The following is a 20,807-nucleotide window of genomic DNA, read 5'->3' as shown; positions in this document are numbered from 1 at the left end:
CTCATTCTCCTTCCGATATCCAATGTTCGGCTCCGACAGCCCAGTGGATGCCATTCAACAGCAGTCTTCTAAAAGCAGGCTGCTCGAAATCCTCGGGATGCCCCATCGTCGTCGTCAAGACACGACCGCCTCCGAAATGTGTACGCGTCCACGCCACAGGTTGCACCCTTGGCGTATCTTCCGTATACGACCAGCCGTTATCCTCCGGGTTTACCGTATGTCCGTTCAGCAGAAGTAGTGCTCCTTCCGGAGGATACGGCAGTACCTGATACAGCCAAGAACGGCATGAGAAATGCGTTGGTACGCCTCTTAGAATTGGATGCTCATTCGCCCCCCAGGCAATCGAAACATCCGTTGAAGACGAATGCCCGAAATGCCGAATCCACGGTGCGCCAAGCACATCGGTGCCGAAGCCGTCATTCCAGCGCGCCAGTGGGTGCCCCTCCGGGTAATCAAAACTGTGCGTGCTGGTACGCAAACCGATTACTGGCTTCCCCGCTTCCAGATACGCTCGAATATAACCAAATTGCTCTTCAGGCAGCTGCCGAAACCGCAAGTAGAACACGGCGAGATCAGCCGTTTGAAGTGCCTCCAGTCCTGGAATATTTGCAGGCTCAGCTGGTCCCGGATGCGCGGATAACACGGTCACTTGAGCTCCATGCTTATGCTCAGCCTCTTTAGCGATACGCGGCATCGTGATTTCCGACGCATATTCATCTTCTCCGATTACGAATACAAGATGGCGGCCTTTTAACGTTTCATTCATCTGCTCCACATGCATCTCTCCATGATCAGTTTTCTGTTTCCGAATAGGTGAAATAATCAAAATCGGCATGTCTGCGGCCGCCTGACAGATCATGGGCACAAAGTCCGATAAAAGCACCGGTGAAGCCCCAATCCGTAAAATAACCATCGACCAGATGCGTCGCATATTCATCCGATATTTTACTGGCATCCAGCACAGGACCGATGGCTAGCCAGTCCGTCCCATTCACGGAATAATAAAATTGCAGCTCGCTGTAGTTCAGCTTCATCTTTAAATAGCAGGATTTCTGTACCGCAACCGGTACGAGCCTCTCCGTATGCTCCTGATATACGCCATGATCGTTACCGATAACGCCGAGGTTCGCACCCAGACTCTCATCAAAACTTAAGCGCAAATAATAGTAATTTTGCGAATTGTAGTAATACATCATGCCAGCCATCTGCTGAAAGGAGCTGAGACCAAACTCGATGACCGTCTCCGCTTCACAGCGAAACGATTGCTGGCGCCGTCCGATTAGACTGTGCCTGAACCGTGAATTGGGAGACTCCATCCCTTTGAGCCTAAGATACCCAGGACGCTCGGCAAGTGAGATCCAATCTTCGGCAAATGGCTGGCGTAACGATTGCCAATGGATATTCAATCTGTTGTCATTGAAGTCGTCCTTGTCTGGAGATTTCGGAAACTTATGCTTCGGCAGCGATGGAGGCTGCACGAAATCGAGCGGCACACTTCCTCCCCCGGATAGACGAAGCCATCCGTCTTCGCTCCAAACACAACGTTGAATCGCCGTTTCACGGCCCAAATTGCACCTTCTGTCTTCCGTATCCAGAGGACGCCCGCATAAATGAACGATATACCATTCGTCGCTATGCGTATGAACCAAGCTTGCATGCCCGGCTTTCTGAAGTGTCACATCCGGATTATGAACCGCCGTGAGCATCGGCGTCTGCGGATCCGTCTCATAAGGACCCGTCAACTGCCTGGAGCGCGCCACCGTAACGGCATGCTCATAGCTCGTTCCGCCTTCCGCAACCATTAAATAATAGTAGCCATCCTTCTTATAAATATGGGGCCCTTCCGTCAAACCAAGCTTGGAACCTTTATAAATGAGATGCGAAGGACCGAACAGTTTCACCTCACTCTCCGAATACTCCCGCAAATATATGCCGTTAAACGGATCACGGTCTTTGCGATAATCCCATGCCATATGGACGATCCACTTTTTCCCATCGTCATCATGGAACATCGAAGGATCAAAACCACTGCTGTTCAAGTACACTGGATCGGACCAAGGCCCCATTATATCGCTGGCGGTAACGACATAATTGTGTGTATCTTTATAAGCGCCCGCATGGCTTTTTACATCCGTAAATACGAGATAAAACGTCCCATTGCTGTAAGTTAGACACGGCGCCCACACGCCGCCGGAATCCGGATTGCCTATCATGTTAAGCTGGCTAGCCCGTTCAAGCGGACGCGTGAGCAGTCTCCAATGGACGAGATCGCGTGAATGATGAATTTGCACACCCGGGAACCATTGGAAGGTCGATGTTGCGATATAATAATCATCCTGCACGCGGAGTATCGAAGGATCGGGATTGAACCCCCTCAGAACCGGGTTCACGATTTGGGATTGTAGATTTGGCTCCATACGGCACATCCTTTGCTTTCTTATACAATCGGCCTGCAGCACTCTGCCGCAGGCCGTCTTTCCCATTCCTGTTTCTCATGTGATTATTTTACTTTTTTGCGATCGGCATCATAAGCATTTTGCAAAATTTTCAAGTAATCATTCAGCTTTAAGCCGTCAAAGCCTTTGATATAAGCATCCCAGCCACTCTCGATGTTTTTATCTCCTGTAATGAACTGAAGCATATTCGATTTGACGTAATCTTCGATGGTCGCCTTCAGTTGAGCGGCTGCCTCGCCTTCCTCGGAGCTAATAAAAATGTCGATCGGGAAGAAATCCTGCTCTTTCGGTTGGAAGCCGTCGTACTTCTGCGTTTCCTTCACCAAACGCAACTCATAACCTTCCGGTGAAAACATATCCTGTGAAACCGCCTGCGATTCAAAGCGCTCACGAGGCCGGAAATCCGGACCGGCTTGATCCCAGCCGTCGGTATGAATCGTCTCTGTGCGATATTTCTCGTCAACCTGATATTTCGCAGGTTTGCCGTTGACATTCAACTGGCCATTGTCAGCCATTTTCCACATATGTCCTTCTACGCCGAACTCTTGCCCTCTGGTTGCTTCTTCGGTCCACAAATAATCGAGCATTTTAATTGCGGCAATCTGCTTGTCTTTGCTCGCTTTATTGGTAATAACGAAGCGGCCCTGGTTACCTACGGATTTGTAATATCCCGATAACTGTACGCCATTCGGCCCTTTTAATGGAGGAACCGCCGTATAATCTTTATTCCGCGGATCGGCGGCGCCAACAGCCATACGCACATGGCCGATCGTGAACGACCCCAGTACAGTTTCGCCTGCTTTATTGCCAAGCTGCTGCAAGCCTTCTTGATTTTGCGTAAAAGCTTGCGGATCGATCAATCCTTCTTTATAAAGCGAATTCATATAACGGAGACCGTCTCTCCACTCCGGCTGGCTCGCCGAAAGCTGGACTTTGCCATCCTTCACCCGGATATAAGAATAAGACTGTCCGTCTCCCGTATTATAAATAAACGCGTTCATGAGAAAGCCGGTCAAATCGCCGTGCCACGTATACAATGCCCCGCTTAGCGGAACTTCGTCAGCTTTGCCGTTGCCGTTCGGATCCTTCGTCTTAAAGGCGCGCAGCACGTTTGCATATTCCTCAGTGGTCGTCGGCATTTTCAGACCAAGCTTATCTAGCCATGTTTGGTTGATCCACAGCTTCTGGGAATACCAGCAGTGGTAACATTCATTCACTTCCGGCATTGCGTAGATTTTTCCGTCGGAAGACGTTACGGCCGTCTTTAAATCCGGACGGTCCTTGAATACTTGTTTAATATTCGGCGCGTACTGATCGATGAGATCGTTCAATGGAAGGAAAATACCCTGCTTGCCGTACTTCATTTGATCTGCGGTCGCGAAGTTGCCGCTCAGGAAAATTTCCGGATAATCGCCGCTTGCCATCAGAACATTGCGCTTGTCATTATTATCATTCGGCGGTCCGACGACGAAATTCAGCTTCACATTTGTTTTCTGTTCAACTTGCTTCGTAAACGGATTGTCTAAGGTTGTTAGATTAGGCGATTGGTTAATAAACGCACTTATCGTTATTGGCTTTTGCGCCCCGTCTCCGCCGTTAGGACCTGTGCTGGATTCCTGTCCCTTGCCTCCGCTGCCGTCATTCGAACAAGCGCTGAGTAAAAATACTGCGGTTAGAGCTGTACAGGCAACTGCTTTCCATAAATTCCCCATTTGACACCCTCCTGAATGATGATTGCACATACAGTTCTACTTTACGTTACGCTTCTCCTTTATCCTTTCAACGAGCCGATCATAACCCCCTTCACGAAGTATTGTTGAACGAACGGATATATGATAAGTACCGGCAAACTGGAGACGACGATCAGCGAAAATTTCAACAGATCTTTCATCCCTTGTCTGGCTTCCATTGTTCGCACATCAACCATCATTGTATTATCAACCGAATTCTGGATTAATATTTCCCGTAATATGAGCTGCAGCGGAAACAAATCTGGCTTTCGCAGAAAGATAAGTGCATCAAAATACGCGTTCCAGTTTGCAATCGCATACATAAGTACGAGTACGGCAATGATCGGCTTGGATAACGGCAGCGCGATCGCGCTTAAAAACTTGAAGTCACTGCAGCCGTCGAGTTGAGCAGCCTCATTTAATTCTTCCGGAATCGTTTCTTCAAAAAACGTCTTCGCAATAAAAACCTGCCAAACGGCTACCGCTTGTGGAAGGAGCAGCGCCCAGCGCGTATCAATCAGTCCTAGATCCTTCACGGTCAAATAGTAAGGAATCAACCCCCCGCTGAAAATCATCGTGATCATGATCATGTACATCAGGAGCTTTCTGCCATGAAAGGTTCGTTTGGACAACGGATAGGCGAGCGCGATCGTCAAAGATACGCTGATAAGTGTCCCTATTCCCGTATACAAGAGCGAGTTGTAATAGCCTGACCAAATACGCGGATTGTTCAAAACAGCGGTATACCCTTTCAAAGATAGCTCCACCGGAAATAACCAAACTCTGCCAGCTACTACCGCCTGCGGAGAGCTGATCGAAGAACTTACGATGTAAATAAGAGGGTACAGCACAATAACAAGGATGAGGAACAGAACGACATGAACGATCGTGAGTAAAATTTTATCCGCAAGCGGTTCCTTGATTTTGACTGTTTTCTCCATGTCAGAACAACCCCGATCCTGTAATTCGTCTTGCCCCGTAATTTGCAAACAGTAGCAGCATTAAATTGATGAAAGAATTGAACAAGCCGACTGCCGATGAAAAGCTGTAATTCGCTTGGACGAGACCGACTTTGTACACATAGGTCGAAATAATTTCCGAAGCTCCAATGTTCAGCGGATTCTGCAGCAAATACACCTTCTCGAACCCGATGCTGAGCAGATGGCCCATGTTCAAAATGAGCAGCAGCACCATAACCGGCATAATGCTGGGGATATCGATGTGAATGATTTTCTGCAGCCGGGTTGCCCCATCGATTTTTGACGCTTCGTATAAGTGTGGATTCACGCCGGCAAGGGCTGCAATATAGATGATTGCGCTATACCCCATGAACTGCCATACATCGGAGAGAACGAAGATCGTCGAGAACAAGGATGGTTTGCCCATAAAGTTAATCGAAGCTAAGCCAAGCGCTGTACGGATATGATCGATGACGCCAATTCTAGGCGACAAAAACAAGATAATCATTGAGACCATAACGACTGTAGAGATAAAATAGGGCGCGTAAGTAATCATTTGTACGGAACGTTTAAACAAACCATTCTTCAACTCATTCAGCATGAGCGCAAGTAAAATAGGTGCAGGAAAACCGACAGCTAACGAATACAAGCTTAAATATAATGTGTTCTTAATAAGCAGCCAGAAATTCGGGTGTTCGAAAAATGATTGAAAATGCTTGAACCCTACCCATGGGCTGCCCCATATGCCTTTGATCGGATTCAGATCCTTGAAGGCGATCTGTACACCCAGGATTGGCACATATTTAAAAAGAATGAAATAAGCAACCGGCAGTGAAACTAAAAGATAAAGCTGCCAATGCCGCCGCATCTTTTTTAGAGATATTCCCAATTTCGTGGGGTTTGAAGATTTGCTTTTTAATTTGGACGCAGCAGACAGTTTGGCTGTTTCCGCCATTTTGTTCCCTCCTCCTTGCATGAGACGATTGTTGTTGTTGGGGCAACTATACCCCACCTAGTAGCAACCCTGCAATTTACATGTTTCTGGCGGTAAACAAAAATCGGATCAGGTCATTTTGACCCGATCCGACGTAATGATTAACAATTTTCTGCTATTAACAATGTCGCTCTTTCCTATAATCTCCAGGAGTTATGCCTACCAAGCGCTTGAAAACGCGGTTAAACGATACGGGATTCAGATAGCCCACCTGATACCCGACCTCTTGTATGCTGGACTCGGTCTCCGTCAGAAGCTGTTTGGCGAGCTCGACTCTGCGATTGATGAGATAATCAATAAACTTAATATCGAATTGTTCTTTGAACAACGAGCTGACATTTTTTGAAGAGATGCCGAATTGCTCACTAAGGTGAACAAGCGACAGATCCGGATTCGAGAGGTGGTCGGCGATATACTGCTTCATTTCAAGTGCAATGACCTGTTCACTGCCATTATGGGCTTTCTCCGACATGACATATTCCAACTTCTCCATAATTTCAAGCAGCTGATCCTGTACATCCTCAAGCGTTTCGAATTGCTCGATAACATCCTTCATAATCGCTTTGTTCGTATGCACGATCTCATCGTTCATAACAAGGCCGTGAATATGATCAAACAAACGGAAAGATAAGTAATGAAGCAAATTGACAATATCGTCACGCTTCGGCCGGTCCGCAATGATTTCCGTAAAAATCCGGTTATATTTGGTCCGCCAATCCGGCTCCAGCATCCGAAACGAATACACCATACTGCGAATCCGTTCAAGATGGTAATACAGCTCAACCTCGTATTCTTTGGAAATCTCCCAGTACCCGATTACGCGGTCACTGCCAAGCACGAACTTGTAATTAATCGCTTCGATGGCAGACTTATAGGAGTTTTTGAGCTGAGGCACTGTCTCCGTTACCTGACCCACGCCAAAAGTTACCGTAAAAGGTAGGTTGTTACGAACCCAGGAAACCGCATGCTCCGTGAACGGCTTGATGTTATCGAATAATTCGTTAGGCATATCCTCTTGCGTAAAAATGAAAACGCACATTTCCTTATCGTTGATCCACTCGGTCCAGCTGCGAAGCGACGATTTCTGAACGAGCTCCGTATACATGTTCTGAATGATGAAGCGATATAAAATAAGATCATGATCCGTGAAGCGGCTGCGGATATCCGAATATTTATCTATGGAAGCGACTAATACTGCCGCTTTTTTGAATCCGCCCTTGAACCCGTGCCTCTCCAGCTCGTCAACCCACTCCTCGTTCGCTAACGATCTGGAACCGTTCATAACCTCCAGGAAAATGGATTTTTTGCGATAATTAATATTTTGATCTGACTGCGTCTTAAACACATTGAATCGTTCAACGAGCGAGTGGAACGTTGTCTCAATATAGTGAAACTCATTATCGTTATTGCCGCTTTGAGTCGCGCTTGCTTGTGACATCTCATCCAATTTGGAAATAAGCGCCCGTAGCGGCTTATAGTTCCGGTTCGTCATATAAAGAATGGATAATAACCCAATCAAAACGACGACTGCGGCAAAAACAAACCAAATTCCCGAGAACACTTGGAGAATAGAAAAGCGATTCCCATTTACCAAGCCGCTTTTATACGTCCAGCCCGTATATTCGGATACAATTGTAGACATGACCTTTCGGGTATCGTCATTAACCTCGCTCTCCGGAAACATTTTCATGCCTTCCGAGCCGGTAACCGTAACAAAACTGACCGATTGATCCAAACTTTTAGAGATCAGCTGATTCAAGGCATTGATCGACACATTTACTACCATGAGGCCACTTTCTCCCGAACTCGTTACATACTTGCGCGCTAATGAGACTACCGCTTCCATTCTGGACGTTCCAAACTCCTTAAAGAGCCGTTTATCCGTCCAATGATAAGAATAAGTATCCTTCATCAGTCCTTTAATAAATTCGTGATCGGCAAAAGCTTGCAATGGAGCTACCGTATTGGAGCTAAGCACATAACCGTCGCTATCGCGTACGAGATAAAGAGAATGAATGTATGGGTTCAGCTGTTTCATATTGTTGAATTCTTGGGTCACCTGGTACGTAAAATAGGTTGCAGGCTGGCCCGACTGATTGAAAAAATCCAACATATTGAAATCGGAAGGATTATTATTTCTCGTCTGTTTGGTCACCATTAAATGATCAATCGATTGCAGTGTCTGCTCCACAGTCTGAAGCGACTGATTATTAATGCTTGTGTATACGCTGGCCGCATCCTGCTGCGCCCGCTCACTTAAAATTTGGAAAAAAATAAAAAACAAAAAAGAAATGATCAAAAGGAAGACAGGCATGTAAGAAAAAAGCAAGCGGTAATACCATGTTTTCTTCATCAACATCTTCCTTTCCATACGATTTATATGGCAACGCTCTCATTTTATCAGTTCGTCTACTTGCTGACAATATAACGGAAAAAGCCCAACCCTTTCAGGTTAAGGCCTTTGTTCCAAGCGAAAATCACAACTATCGTCTTTCACTTCTTGTCTGAGCCGGATAAGCTCCTCTTTAAGTTCTCTTACCGTATCACGGTAATCCGGATGATCATATACGTTTAGCAGCTCGTAAGGGTCGCGCTCTAAATCGAACAATTCCCATTCCGTCGGTTTCGTCTCATCGATCGCACCTTCCACCCCAAGTGCTTCTGCATAATAATAAATCAACTTGTAACGGTCAGTTCGCATGCCATAGTGCGCTTTAATATGGAAATGAGCCAAATGCATCCAATATCGGTAATACATTGATTGCCGCCATTCAGGAGGGACTTGTTCTTTAAACATCGTTCGGAAGCTTCTTCCTTGCATGGTAACCGGAATTTCCACGCCGGCGCAATCTAACAGCATAGGTGCAAAATCTACATTAAGAACCATAGATGAATTCAACGTACTTCGCTTAATCTCTTGCGGGTAACGCATAAGGAATGGCATCCTTAGCGATTCCTCGTACATAAACCGTTTATCGTACCAACCATGATCGCCTAGGAAAAATCCTTGATCCGATGTGTAGACGACAATCGTATTATCCGCTAATCCTTGTTCGTCTAAATAATCCAGCAAACGCCCGACATTTTCATCAATAGATGCAATGCATCTTAAATAGTCTTTAATGAATTTCTGGTAGTTCCATTTTTTCCGTACTTCGCCTGTAAGATGTTCGGGTGCAGTCTCCGTTAAATGTCTGTCCATATCGGCTATTTTGCAGGTGGCCTCTTTAGCTGCATCAGATCGGTTGGCATAGTCGTCGTAGAAAGTTTCCGGCTCCGGGATGTCGATATTTTCGTATAAATGTGCATGCTTCGGATGGTATTCGAACTTATCGTGCGGCGCTTTATGATGACACATCAGCAGGAACGGTTTATTTTCATCCCTTTGTTTCATCCATTGCAGCGAATAATCCGTAATTAAGTCAGTGACATAACCGGGCACGGTCTTCTCTTCTCCCATTTCTATAAATTCAGGATCATGATAGGCCCCTTGCCCAGGAAGTATATTCCAGTAATCAAATCCGGTTGGATCGCTGAACCCTCCGTGTCCCAGATGCCATTTGCCAATTATGGCCGTCTGGTAACCTGCTTGCTGCAGCAGCTTCGGAAAGGTGATCCCTCTCCCATCCAGCTGTGAATCGAGGGTCCTGACACCATTAATATGATTGTATGTACCCGTTAGAATCGAAGCCCGGCTTGGCGTACAAAGTGCATTGGTGCAGAAACAGTTATCAAAGCGCATTCCCTCGTTCGCAATCCTGTCCAGATTAGGCGTTTGGTTGATCTTGCTCCCGTAACAGCTCATCGCATGGGCTGCATGATCGTCACTCATGATATAGAGTATGTTGGGGCGATTGTCCATACAATACGTCTCCTTCATTGTTGGAAGTTTCCTTCAACTGCAATGAGGCTACTATAACTTACACCTATCATCCGTGCAATTTACATCTTTTCTCCGATATACAATAATCCTGAGCAAGCGCTTCCGAGCCCTCTAACGACATTTGCAGCTTCTTGGCTAGTTGAGTTTATTCATTTTCTAGCGCTTTAGGAATAATAACACTAAACTTTGTGCCAATTCCCTTAGTACTTTTAACTTGAATTTTCCCATCTAGGGCCTCAATAATTCGATAACACACCATCAGACCTAACCCAGTCCCTTTATCCTTAGTTGAATAGAAGGGAACACCTAACCTAGATAATTGATCTTCCGACATGCCGACCCCAGTATCAATAACCTCGATCACAACATTGTTATTACTGGCATACACATTTATCGTTAGTTGACCATCTTGTTCCATGGCTTCCACAGCATTTTTCACTAAATTGATCATTACTTGCGTAAATTTCTTTGCATCTGCGATTATGCATAAAGCATCTTCAAAATTATGATTTATAATGTGACCTTGCGATGTTGTATACGGCTCGATAATTTTCAAGACGGTATATAGGTGTTCTTTCACATTAACTTTCTCGTATTTGTCGGCCTGCGGCTTCGCATACATCAGGTATTCAGAAATAATGGATTCAGCTCTATCTATTTCTTCAAGTGCTAATGTTGAATAATTTAGATCGGTGTCATTAGTCGAACGCGACTTTATCAATTGAATGAATCCTTTGGACACCGTCAATGGATTGCGTATCTCATGAGCAATTGTAGCAGCCAGCTCCCCTAAGACATTTAGCTTCTCAGAGCGATGGATTTCATCTCTCATCTTTACGTTATCTTTCATTGTCTCGATAATATAAAGCGCACTCCATGAACAAGCCACAAGAACAATACAATAAAAAACAAAAAAACCAAGGTTTTGAAGAATTATATCATCAGATTTTATGATACTACCCATTGTTACAAACAGTGCAGAACATAAAGCTAGTATAGTTCCAAATGTAATTGTTTTTTTCTTGGATAAACCATTGTAATACCTTAGAAAAATTGCGGTAAAAATAAAAATAGGTATATAAGAAATACACGTTACTATGAATCCATTACCTCCAAGCAGGTATCTATACAAAAGAAGGACAAGAGCAACAAATAGACCAGGTCGTACTCCACCATACAAAATTGCTATGATAAAAGGGAGTATTCTCAAGTCGTATATATATCCAGGGAAAACGGTAAATGGAAAAGACATACAGAATATAACGGAGATACTTCCGTGCACGCCGATAAGGATTTCTTTCTTCTTTGTTTTGTAAAGTCCGAGGGAAAAATAAGTGAGGATACTTACCAAAATGAAGAGAAAATTTAATACTAATTGGTCTATCCCTAACAAGTCGATCCCCTCTTCTTTGAGTTCCTAAGTATAAATATCTGATATAAATATATCTTGAATTGAACTATATGTCAGTAAGGAATTATCAATTGGACATTTGCCTGTCAGTTTTATCCCATTTTCGATAAGTAACAAATGAAAGACCCTCTACCATTGAATCAGAGGTCACCGCCCCGCGGCTGTGGCAATGTTCACCGTTCAGGTCATCGATTGAGCAATTCAGGTCAATAGCAAGTTGTGATTGCACAATGAACAGCATTTCTTTTTGTGTCCTAATCGTCGTTCCCCTTCCTTTCTCTTCACAACTCCATAATACCATAATATGGATGGACTCCATTATCCTGCTCTTTACTTAAACGAAACTAGGGAGCAGTTGCCGCGTGGCAAGCTGCTCCCGATAGACATGCAATAATAAAAAGAGTCAGCAAAAATACCGCTAACTCTCGTATTGATCAATTTATGACCTAATTACAATCTTTGAATCAACCAATAAAATGCCAGCACAAAAATAAGGCAAGACGTTGATATCATCATTTTACGATACCACGGAAATTTTCGCAGCCAAATCAAGAGGGGCAGTAATAGGCATAAAACCATCAGTTGGCCCGTTTCCACACCTAAATTGAACGTCAGAAGCGTGCCAATCAGATTGCTCTTTGGAAGTCCTATTTCAGAGAGCGCCCCGGCGAAACCCATACCGTGAATCAGGCCAAATATGGCTGTCAGTACCCACCGCCATTTTGCCTTTTGAACAAACATATTTTCCACGGCTACGTAACAAATCGTCACCGCAATCAACGCTTCCACCCAAGAGGGGATGACATGAAGGCGGCCCGACGCCACCAGGAAAAGTGTAATACTGTGAGCGACTGTAAAAGCAGTAACAATTTTCAACGCATCCTTGAACCGCGATGCGATTAATACCAAGGATAACAAAAACAGCAAATGATCATAACCTGTCAAAATATGTTCGATTCCAAGCTTGAAGTATTTCCACAAAACAGCGCCAGTCTTAGGCTGGGGAAGGTTGGTCTGAATATCACCTTTAGTGCTATCAATCATATCCTGCTGCGAATGTTTGGGAAGGTTAATCAGGATATCTCTTTTCGTGCTATCAATCAAGTCCTGCTGGACATATTCCCCTGCATGAACCAAGAGTCCACTCGTATGAGCAGGCACATCATCAAACGCCAGATCGTAATGAAGATTGCATTGTTCGAACACTTTATCGGCGGTAAACTTCAGATGAAATTCCACGCCTCTTTCGGTACCCTTATTCGCCATGTTCATCGAAAGCAATTCCATCGTCAAGGGCTTCGAATCCGCATCTATGCGAAGACCTTTCTGTAGATAGGATTCGATTTTTTGCGAGAACTGTTCCTCGTTCACCAGATTATCCAGGTTGGTACCGAATTTTGGAAACAAATCTCTTTCATCAAGAAAAAGTTCATAGAGAATCTCGTTCTCTTCAATGTTTAATACCGAGTAACCCATACTTCCGGAATGCGCAAGTGAAGTTGTGGTAGTCCCAAAAAATAATAAGACTATGATTATGATAAAGGACAGGAATGAACGCTGCTTCATAGCGGGACCTCTTTTCATGAATGCATGTATGACAATCTGTAATTTAGTTTATCGGGTCACGACCGTTCATTCTGCACCTTGAACATGTTGCTCGACTTCGTTCAAGCTGTCCAAGAGTATTTTTACTTGAGGGTTAAGGTTCAATGCATTCAGTACGATCGTAAGCGCCTCCGCACGTGTGGAGTTACCCTGCGGATCGAATAAGGCGTTGTCCTTGCCGCTGATGATACCCGCTTCTGCTGCATCCTTGATGTGATTTGCTGCATAAGAGCTTGCGCGTGCTATATCCGCAAAATTTCCTTTAGAAGCATCTTTATCCACGTTATTAAAGTCCACAATACGGGATAGAATAATGACCATTTCTTCACGGCTGATCGTTTTGTCCGGCTTGAACGTCCCGTCTCCATATCCGGCAATCACGCCTGCGCTAGCGAGTTTCTCAATGGCTTCTTTACCCCAGTGGTTCTCAATATCGTTCAGAATAACCGACTGATTGGCACCGCCGTTGATATCGAATACGCGAGAAATGATAGCTGCAAATTCGGCGCGTGTAATGTTGCCGTCAGGATGGAATGTTCCATCTCCATACCCATCAATAACGTGCAATTTCACGAACGTACCGATGGTTTTTTTGCCCCAATGTCCTTTAATGTCAGCGAGTTCGACCTTTTCATCCGCTTTTTTGGCTTCCGCTACCCAGGAAGAGATCGAATTAACAAGTTTAAACTCATTGATGATATCACTATTAAATGCATTATTTTTGTTGTTATGGTTGTTGTTATTGTTGTTGCCATTGTTATTGTTGTTGTTGCCATTGTTGTTATTGTTGTTGCCATTGTTATTGTTGTTGTTGTTGCCATTGTTGTTATTGTTATTGTTCGATGATCTCTGAGATGTTGCACTTACCTGTGAACTCCACTCGCTGACTCCTGCCGAATTCTTTGCCCTCACTCTATAGGTATGGGTTGAATCTGCTGCAAGACCTGTGTGCGCGAATGGACTTGATCTGTCCGTTTGAACAACTCCATCCACCATCAGGTCATAACCCGTTGCGTCTTTTGAATGATTCCAAGTTACGTTAATCTGTGTGGTACTTGTTGCTGTAGCTGTCAAACCTGAAGGCACAGCAGGAATTTTGACCTCATTACCGTTTTGTATGGAAGCTACTACCTTGCTATTGACTGGAAAAAATTCAGTCACTAATTTCGAATCCACCCGTTTCATCAGTTTTACACTGTCCAGTACAATTTCGGCCGATCCCTGACTTACCGCATGAAAGGGCAGCGTAGCCAACGTTACATCGCCGCTTTGCCCAGGAGTGTTGCCTTGTTGCGTATATGCGATTTGAATTATGTTCCCATCCACATTAGGTCCCACTGTAAAGCCGCTACTTTGAAAATCATTTTTACGAAACTCTAAACGGCTTGTATCAAACGATAAATTGACTTCAAATGCGTACATATCGGTTAATTGTTTGCCTTCTACCTTCACTTCAAAGTTTTCACCCGCCGATATGCTTGGTTTCGTGATGGAAAGTAAAAAGCTCGGGCTAGTGTTTGTGTTTGCATATATAAAGGGCTGCGGAAGCATGAACACGGTCAAAAGCAACGTCAGACTGAACGCGAGAAGTTTTTTTACCAGCAAAGTAATCCGCCCTTTCAAATATTTATTTGTGTAACTGGCCATTTCGGCGACAGAAGGGGGGGAGATAAGCTCCCCCCTTTTCATTGCCGATCAATCCTCAATTTCGATGATGCGATCAATTTTACTTTTCAACAATCGTCGTCGAATTATTTCAACATCGCTAAAGCTACGATTGCAAGATCTTCAAGACCAACCTTGCCGTCTTTATTTACATCCGCTAACACATTCCACCCCGGCTGACCTTGTTGTTTGCCATAAGCAGCTGCAACAATAGCCAAGTCTCCAATCGAGACTCCACCTCCATTGATATCTGCGTTAATTCTCTTCGTTTCAAATACTTGTACGGCTGCTTCCAATGCCGATTTCGCACTATCCACCTGCTGTTGAGTGGCATTCGGATTGTTTGCTATCGCACTCGCCGCACCGATCGCCGACTGTAATTGTGCTTTGGCCCCAATCGCATACAGGCCGTTTCCATTGCCTTCCTCGGCTGCATTGTACTTAGCCTGAGCGTTTGCGATCAAAGCAGTCAAAAGTGACTTGTCTACAGGTGTACTAATTTGTATCTCGTGGGAGGCTCCGCCGACCTGCAGTTCATTCCCCTGTCCATTGGCAATCACAACATTGTCGATAGAAATTGACGTCATAATAGTTGCCTGAGCCACAGATTTGGCCGTAAATTGGAATGAGAGCATATCGCCTTGGGCATACACGTTCGAACCCACGCTGGCAGCCACAATCCGGACTTGTCCCGGCACCGTCTCGTTTTGATCGATGACTTGAAATCCTTCTTTTAATGATTTAACCGAATTGAACTGCAAACTTACCGGATCATAGTGAAGCGTCAAATCTTGCCCATACACTTGCTGGTATACGCTTTGCGTGACGTTGCTTAGTCCCATCATTACATTGAATGTTTGGCCAGGTGCCACCTGCTGTAAACCTGTCAATGTAGACTGAGCCGTTGCTGGCGCCGGCAGTACAGTCACGCTGATGCTCGTTGTCAATGCTACGTTGTTCGGATTTACCACATCTGCGGGCAGAATTACAGTTCCGTTTACAGTAAAGGTCTGTGCCGTCTTTTGAGCTGGATCATAGCTCGAAGCTCCTACATTCCATGTCACATTGGCATTCTTACTTCCTGCATCGGTTACCAGTTCTACGGTCGAAGGCAAGCCAAGGGCTGCTTCCGTCTTTGCTGTTCCGTTGGCCAATCCCTGGATGGCTGTGGGCGCAGTAATGCTCTTTAGCGTCACCCGTTGAACGACTTGGAATGTCTTGCGATCCACTATCGTATAACCGTCATTGAGCAAAAAGAGTGCATCATAAGTGCCAGGGGCCAGTCCATTGTTTAAACTAACTTTTCCGGATCCAGACTTTAAATAACTCCATATCAAAGATACACCGGCACCTGGAGGAACAGCTCCGGTTCTGTAGATGCCGACCCAATCTTTCCCGTTTAACGCAGCCCCATTATAGGATAGGGTAATAGCTTCCCCTTGGATGTATTGGGATTTGTCTAGTGTTATATGGTCGGAAGCTGATACAGCTTCTTTAACAGTAACGTTAATGCTTGTTGTCAATGACACGTTGTTAGAATTTTCCACCCCTGTTGGCAAAGCTACAGTTCCATTAACAGTGAAGGTCTGTGCTGTCTTTACAGTGGGATCATAACTTGAAGCATCTACATTCCATGTCACATTGCCATCCACACTGTATGCATCGGTAACCATGGATACTGTCTTTGGCAGTCCAAGGGCGTCCGCTGTCTTTGCCGTTCCGTTGTTCACTCCTGTGATAGCTGCCGGCGCTGTGATGCTCATGAGTTTCAAAGGTACACCATCCGGAACAATCCACGAAAATTCCATTTCCGACAAACCGTTATTTCCCCCACTATTACCGGATATCTGGAATTTGACCCATGTCACCTTCCTGGCAGGGAAATATACAGAATAACCGCTCCCGTCATTCGGGATTCCTGAAACCGTTAAAGTGCTTCCGTCGCTGAAGGTAAGCGTTCCGCCTTGCGCCCAGTCGCTTGAGTTTGCCCGATCATAGAAGGTAATCTTGTTGATCGTTTGATTCGTCGGCCAATTCACTTGGATCCATGGATTCTGTTCTCCATTGGACGCCCATTCGCCAACACCTGGTTGTCCCCCTTTGATACCATCGATCACTTTGTTGGGAGTATAATTGTTATTGAAATTTGATGAAGCGGTAGCGGTAGCGTTAGCGGTCGGCACTGAGAACTTATTTACAGTTACTCTAATGCTTATTGTCAAAGGCACGTCGTTGGGATTTGCTACTATAGTTGGCAAAGTTACAGTTCCATTTACCTTGAAGGTCTGTGGAGTCTTTACATTGGGATCATAGTTTGAAGCATCTACATTCCATGTCACATTGGCATCCACCCTGAATGCATCGGTAACCAAGGATACTGTCTTTGGCAATCCAAGGCCGTTCGCTGTCTTTGCCGCTCCGAATGCCACATCTGTTACATCAGAAGGCACAGTGATGCTGTTTAAATTAACATCGTGAGCCATAATCTCAATGTCCTGCGACGAACGGTTATACATGGAATCGTCGGCGAATACCCTGATTATATATGGAGTAGCCGGCGACAAACCTGTAAACTTATATTGCCTGTATACATCGTATGGTTTGTCCATCGGATACGAAAGGCTGTTAAACGATTTGTCCACTTTCCCCGTGAGCTTATTGATAAGCTGAATATTATATTCCAAATTGCGCACATTGTCAGTTGCTTGCTTTAGTGTAAAACCAACTTCGTTGTTAATGAAGTCCAAGTAATCGACCTTAATACTACCCTCATCAAGCTGCGGAGCTATGAGATCTCTTGTATCGCTCTTGCTATAGGTAAAGGCATCTTTGCCTTCGCCAACGTTGACTACACGAGGTATACTTACAAATTCATCTGTAGCTAAATTATACTGTTTGAGGATCAATTTTGTACCGTACACCTCTATGAAATTGGAGATACGAGGTGTGGTATGATAGCTTCCATACGAGCCTTCTATGTATCCACCGAACGGACCGTCATCTTGATAACTGGAGTAGTTCGAACCGCCGGAATCGAGAAACGAAGCCGTACCTTGATAGAGAGAACGTTCGTCAGTCGGGTCGTATTGCGTATGACCTGACATATAGAACACCTGCGAAAAATTGTTGTCGGCAATAAATTTACCGAAATTATTACTTGCACCGCTGCTCCATGCCGATCCCCACACGGTTCCGCTTATCGGGTAGTGAGACATTGCAAATATGGGTTTTGTTGGATCATAATCCGCTTCACTTTTAATTTGGTTGAGGTAATCCTTAGCTTTTCCCACCGTGCTACTGCTGTTAATATTTGCATCAAAACCAATCAAATTATATCCTTTTATTTTTACTCTATAAGCACTGTTATAAAAATCGTTATCATACGAATTCGTTGAATCGTTCCACGCGCCCGCCGTACCGACAGGTATTAAATTTTCGGTGCCGTTCATATCATGGTTGCCTTTTACAATATATAACTTTGTAGTGTTAAATAAGCCCTCAGCTTTAAGTTTATTGTAAACTTTTGTAAGCTCACCCATCCACACATATTCATTGGCATTGTTACCGCCGGTAATGTCGCCAGGCTGCACCAATACGTCTGCCTGCGGGAATACTTTCAGTGCTTTTCGATAATCTGCTTCCACGCGCGCGATTGTTGCGGGATTACTACTGATTTCCGGATCGCTGCTATCCGCTATATTTAAATCGGCGGGAGTTAATGTTTTATTGCTTTTTTGATAGATGAATATGGCGTTGTTTAGTTCGCGTTCGTAATAATTGATGGTTTCCTGTGTATATAATTTTACTTTTTGCGTTGTTGCAACCCCAGATGCCGTATTCAAAACCTTTTTCAAATAATCAAAATCGGTTTGGCTGAAGCCGCTGCCGAGACCGCCTGCTACTATTGTATTTGCTTCTGATATTGTGTCGTTAAGTGCCTTCATATCTACTTTATTTAAACCGTAACCATTATAACTAGCTTGAACTGCATCACTGCTTAGTGCACCTCTCCAAACCTTCAGATCGGCGATATCGAATGAATTACCACCATTGCCGCCCACTCCGTCGCTACCTATATTTAATGGGTTCGATGTATCTAAAGTTCCGACCCCCAGCGAAGTTTCAGCCATTTCGTAACCATCAATATATAACGACCCGAGCATTTTATCTCTGTCTACAACAAATGTCACGTAACGCCAAGCGGAAGCATTAAACGTGTCGCGCCCGAATTTTACTGATGTGGTCGGGAATCCTAAATTCATATTGACCGAATTGTTTGATGTATAAATCGCCCAGCCTGCGTTAGAGCTCTTACTAAAATCCTTGTTCGATAATATGACCTGATTATCCTTAGTATCTCCCTTATACCAGAAGGATGTGGTAAAACTGTCATTCCCAACATTCAAGCTTTGTGTCGTACTGACATAATTGCCGTTTCCGCTTTCTACGTGCAGAGCTTTGGTTCCGGGTAATACACCGTCTACATAACTATAATTTCCATGAGCTATCAACGAATGCCCCTGATTTGCATCATCTTCTAAATTATTATCGAATTTAATCGATGCCATAAGGGGGCTGGCATTTATCACGTCACTCTCTGCATTTACTGCGGTGTTCGATAACGTACCGATTAACATCATTGATGCGAGGGTAAAAGATATAACTCTTTTCACTACAGAAAACCTCCATGCTTTAGTTTTTTTTAGGATCTGTTCAAAAAGCTTATAAATTAAGTACTCACCAAAGTCTGATGCGATAAATAACGGCCATTTCAATCCGTAAGCACCACCTCCCAAAAATTCGCTCAACCCTGTGACTTACGTTCAAGGAATTTTTTACATTTATATTTTTGGCCCCAAAAAATCTGCCATTTCATATCTGTACAAAATTTACTGTACAATGAATTTGCAATCTATAGGTTAATTGCATGTAAAATGCGGGTTTATTTATTGTAAACATAAGGCTGTAATCCGCCACATCAATGAGCCTTACTGCTTAACTTCAAGCCGATAACACCAACAACAATGAGCACCGTCCAAGCTAATTGGGTTATATTAAATGTTTCCTTGAAAAGCACAAATCCTACCAATGTAATTAGAACAATACCGACGCCTGACCAAATCGCATACGCAACTCCAACTTCAATGTAGGTCAGAGCAAAGTTAAGCAGGGTAAAACTGCAGCCGTATAAAACAAACATCAATATAGATGGCCAAAATCGGGTAAAACCTTCGGATAGCTTCATTGACGTCGTACCCGATAATTCAAAGAGAATGGCAAGTATTAAAAGGATCCATCCCAAACCACTCTCACCCTTCATCTGTGGATTCCTCCAAGTGAAGTTCAGCGTACGATGAGATGAGCACACTCGCGTCATTGAGCCAGCAGTCGCCAGACCTTGCAGCATGATTCATCATTACCCCTATTGTGGCTGCAACCCCTGCAGATCTCCCCATCTGCATGTCGCTGTTGGTATCCCCAATCAAGGCCACTTGATTTGGTGCTAATCCAAGCTCTAAGCATGCCTTATGTACCATTTCGGGAAAAGGCTTTCCCTGTTTTACCAGATCGTTCCCGACAATAACTTTAAAAAACTGGCGAATGCCCAACCACTGCAAATGTTTTTCTGCATCCGCCGTCTCATCAGCCGTTACAATGCCCATTGGCATTCCTTGATCATGGCATTGCCTCAGAAAGTCCATAACTCCCGGCAGCGGATAAGCGGGGCGAACCTGTTCCATTTCTTCATCCGCCAAACGCTTACTTTCCCTTGCTATCCGCATAGATTCACTCCAAGGGAGTCCTAGCCGGTAGCCTTGCCATGCTAATATAGCAAGCAAATCGCCAATCGATCCCATGGCGAGTGGACCGTTTCTGCTATAATCCGTCATATGCCCGGCAGCATCATGAACCGTTCCCCACAAATCCGAAATGGGATCGATGATCCCGTCCTTTGCAACAGCCAAGACTTTACTTGAATAATTCCGGTATAACGACTCGCTCCAATATCCCCAAAGACTTATAAAATCGAGTAGTGTACCATCCTTATCAAATAAAACCCCCTTTACAGAATAACTTCTCTTGTTAATCATTAATTTTGGCAT

The 20,807-nt window shown here is 44.5% G+C and carries 13 protein-coding genes; all 13 read right to left on the bottom strand.

Annotated elements, in window-relative coordinates; genetic code table 11:
- Position 1: 1 nt before the first annotated feature.
- The 13 genes from J2Z65_RS11290 to J2Z65_RS11230 all read right to left on the bottom strand — a co-directional run bounded on the left by J2Z65_RS11290 (position 2) and on the right by J2Z65_RS11230 (position 20,807).
- Positions 2-835, bottom strand: a complete 834-nt coding sequence (locus tag J2Z65_RS11290) for a ThuA domain-containing protein (RefSeq protein WP_167066488.1) — start codon at positions 833-835, stop codon at positions 2-4.
- Positions 792-2,417 carry a glycoside hydrolase family 43 protein gene (locus J2Z65_RS11285; protein ID WP_167066491.1) on the bottom strand — a complete coding sequence of 542 codons (1,626 nt, stop codon included), beginning with the start codon at positions 2,415-2,417 and terminating at the stop codon, positions 792-794. The genes J2Z65_RS11290 and J2Z65_RS11285 overlap by 44 nt, the downstream gene beginning before the upstream one ends.
- An 83-nt stretch (positions 2,418-2,500) precedes the next feature.
- Entirely contained in the window at positions 2,501-4,168 is a 1,668-nt protein-coding gene (locus J2Z65_RS11280; protein WP_167066494.1) for an ABC transporter substrate-binding protein, read from the bottom strand.
- A 59-nt stretch (positions 4,169-4,227) separates the two neighbouring features.
- Complete coding sequence (locus J2Z65_RS11275; RefSeq protein ID WP_167066497.1) at positions 4,228-5,127, bottom strand: carbohydrate ABC transporter permease; 900 nt, start codon at positions 5,125-5,127, stop codon at positions 4,228-4,230.
- A gap of 1 nt (position 5,128) precedes the next feature.
- A complete protein-coding gene (locus J2Z65_RS11270; protein WP_167066500.1) occupies positions 5,129-6,100 on the bottom strand; it encodes an ABC transporter permease in 972 nt (323 codons plus the stop codon).
- Between the two features lie 157 nt (positions 6,101-6,257).
- A complete protein-coding gene (locus J2Z65_RS11265) occupies positions 6,258-8,492 on the bottom strand; it encodes an AraC family transcriptional regulator (protein WP_167066503.1) in 2,235 nt (744 codons plus the stop codon).
- Between the two features lie 99 nt (positions 8,493-8,591).
- Positions 8,592-10,001: a sulfatase family protein gene (locus J2Z65_RS11260; RefSeq protein ID WP_167066506.1), complete on the bottom strand. Its 1,410-nt coding sequence runs from the start codon at positions 9,999-10,001 to the stop codon at positions 8,592-8,594.
- A 166-nt stretch (positions 10,002-10,167) separates the two neighbouring features.
- Positions 10,168-11,415, bottom strand: coding sequence for an ATP-binding protein (locus J2Z65_RS11255; RefSeq protein ID WP_167066509.1), 1,248 nt, complete (start codon positions 11,413-11,415; stop codon positions 10,168-10,170).
- 468 nt (positions 11,416-11,883) lie between these two features.
- Positions 11,884-12,999: a HupE/UreJ family protein gene (locus J2Z65_RS11250; RefSeq protein WP_167066512.1), complete on the bottom strand. Its 1,116-nt coding sequence runs from the start codon at positions 12,997-12,999 to the stop codon at positions 11,884-11,886.
- 66 nt (positions 13,000-13,065) lie between these two features.
- Complete coding sequence (locus J2Z65_RS11245; protein WP_167066515.1) at positions 13,066-14,727, bottom strand: S-layer homology domain-containing protein; 1,662 nt, start codon at positions 14,725-14,727, stop codon at positions 13,066-13,068.
- A 62-nt stretch (positions 14,728-14,789) separates the two neighbouring features.
- On the bottom strand, positions 14,790-19,376 hold the full coding sequence (locus J2Z65_RS11240; protein WP_209855853.1) for a DUF7402 domain-containing protein: 4,587 nt from the start codon (positions 19,374-19,376) through the stop codon (positions 14,790-14,792).
- A gap of 305 nt (positions 19,377-19,681) precedes the next feature.
- On the bottom strand, positions 19,682-20,023 hold the full coding sequence (locus J2Z65_RS11235; RefSeq protein ID WP_167066523.1) for a DMT family transporter: 342 nt from the start codon (positions 20,021-20,023) through the stop codon (positions 19,682-19,684).
- The gene (locus J2Z65_RS11230) at positions 20,013-20,807 is read right to left on the bottom strand and encodes an HAD family hydrolase (RefSeq protein WP_167066526.1); all 795 of its coding nucleotides are present in this window, start codon (positions 20,805-20,807) and stop codon (positions 20,013-20,015) included. The genes J2Z65_RS11235 and J2Z65_RS11230 overlap by 11 nt, the downstream gene beginning before the upstream one ends.

Origin of the sequence: Paenibacillus aceris (assembly GCF_017874035.1) — a bacterium.
Classification (GTDB): Bacteria; Bacillota; Bacilli; order Paenibacillales; family NBRC-103111; genus Paenibacillus_E; species Paenibacillus_E aceris.
The sequence above is the reverse complement of the archived record's forward strand: the minus strand, read 5'-3'. Positions and strand labels throughout refer to the sequence as shown.

Bases quoted from the DNA above. Each gene is read 5' to 3' on its own strand.
- J2Z65_RS11290 (WP_167066488.1), bottom strand. From the start codon at position 835: ATGCCGATTTTGATTATTTCACCTATTCGGAAACAGAAAACTGATCAT.
- J2Z65_RS11285 (WP_167066491.1), bottom strand. From the start codon at position 2,417: ATGGAGCCAAATCTACAATCCCAAATCGTGAACCCGGTTCTGAGGGGG.
- J2Z65_RS11280 (WP_167066494.1), bottom strand. From the start codon at position 4,168: ATGGGGAATTTATGGAAAGCAGTTGCCTGTACAGCTCTAACCGCAGTA.
- J2Z65_RS11275 (WP_167066497.1), bottom strand. From the start codon at position 5,127: ATGGAGAAAACAGTCAAAATCAAGGAACCGCTTGCGGATAAAATTTTA.
- J2Z65_RS11270 (WP_167066500.1), bottom strand. From the start codon at position 6,100: ATGGCGGAAACAGCCAAACTGTCTGCTGCGTCCAAATTAAAAAGCAAA.
- J2Z65_RS11265 (WP_167066503.1), bottom strand. From the start codon at position 8,492: ATGAAGAAAACATGGTATTACCGCTTGCTTTTTTCTTACATGCCTGTC.
- J2Z65_RS11260 (WP_167066506.1), bottom strand. From the start codon at position 10,001: ATGGACAATCGCCCCAACATACTCTATATCATGAGTGACGATCATGCA.
- J2Z65_RS11250 (WP_167066512.1), bottom strand. From the start codon at position 12,999: ATGAAGCAGCGTTCATTCCTGTCCTTTATCATAATCATAGTCTTATTA.
- J2Z65_RS11245 (WP_167066515.1), bottom strand. From the start codon at position 14,727: ATGAAAAGGGGGGAGCTTATCTCCCCCCCTTCTGTCGCCGAAATGGCC.
- J2Z65_RS11235 (WP_167066523.1), bottom strand. From the start codon at position 20,023: ATGAAGGGTGAGAGTGGTTTGGGATGGATCCTTTTAATACTTGCCATT.
- J2Z65_RS11230 (WP_167066526.1), bottom strand. From the start codon at position 20,807: ATGCCAAAATTAATGATTAACAAGAGAAGTTATTCTGTAAAGGGGGTT.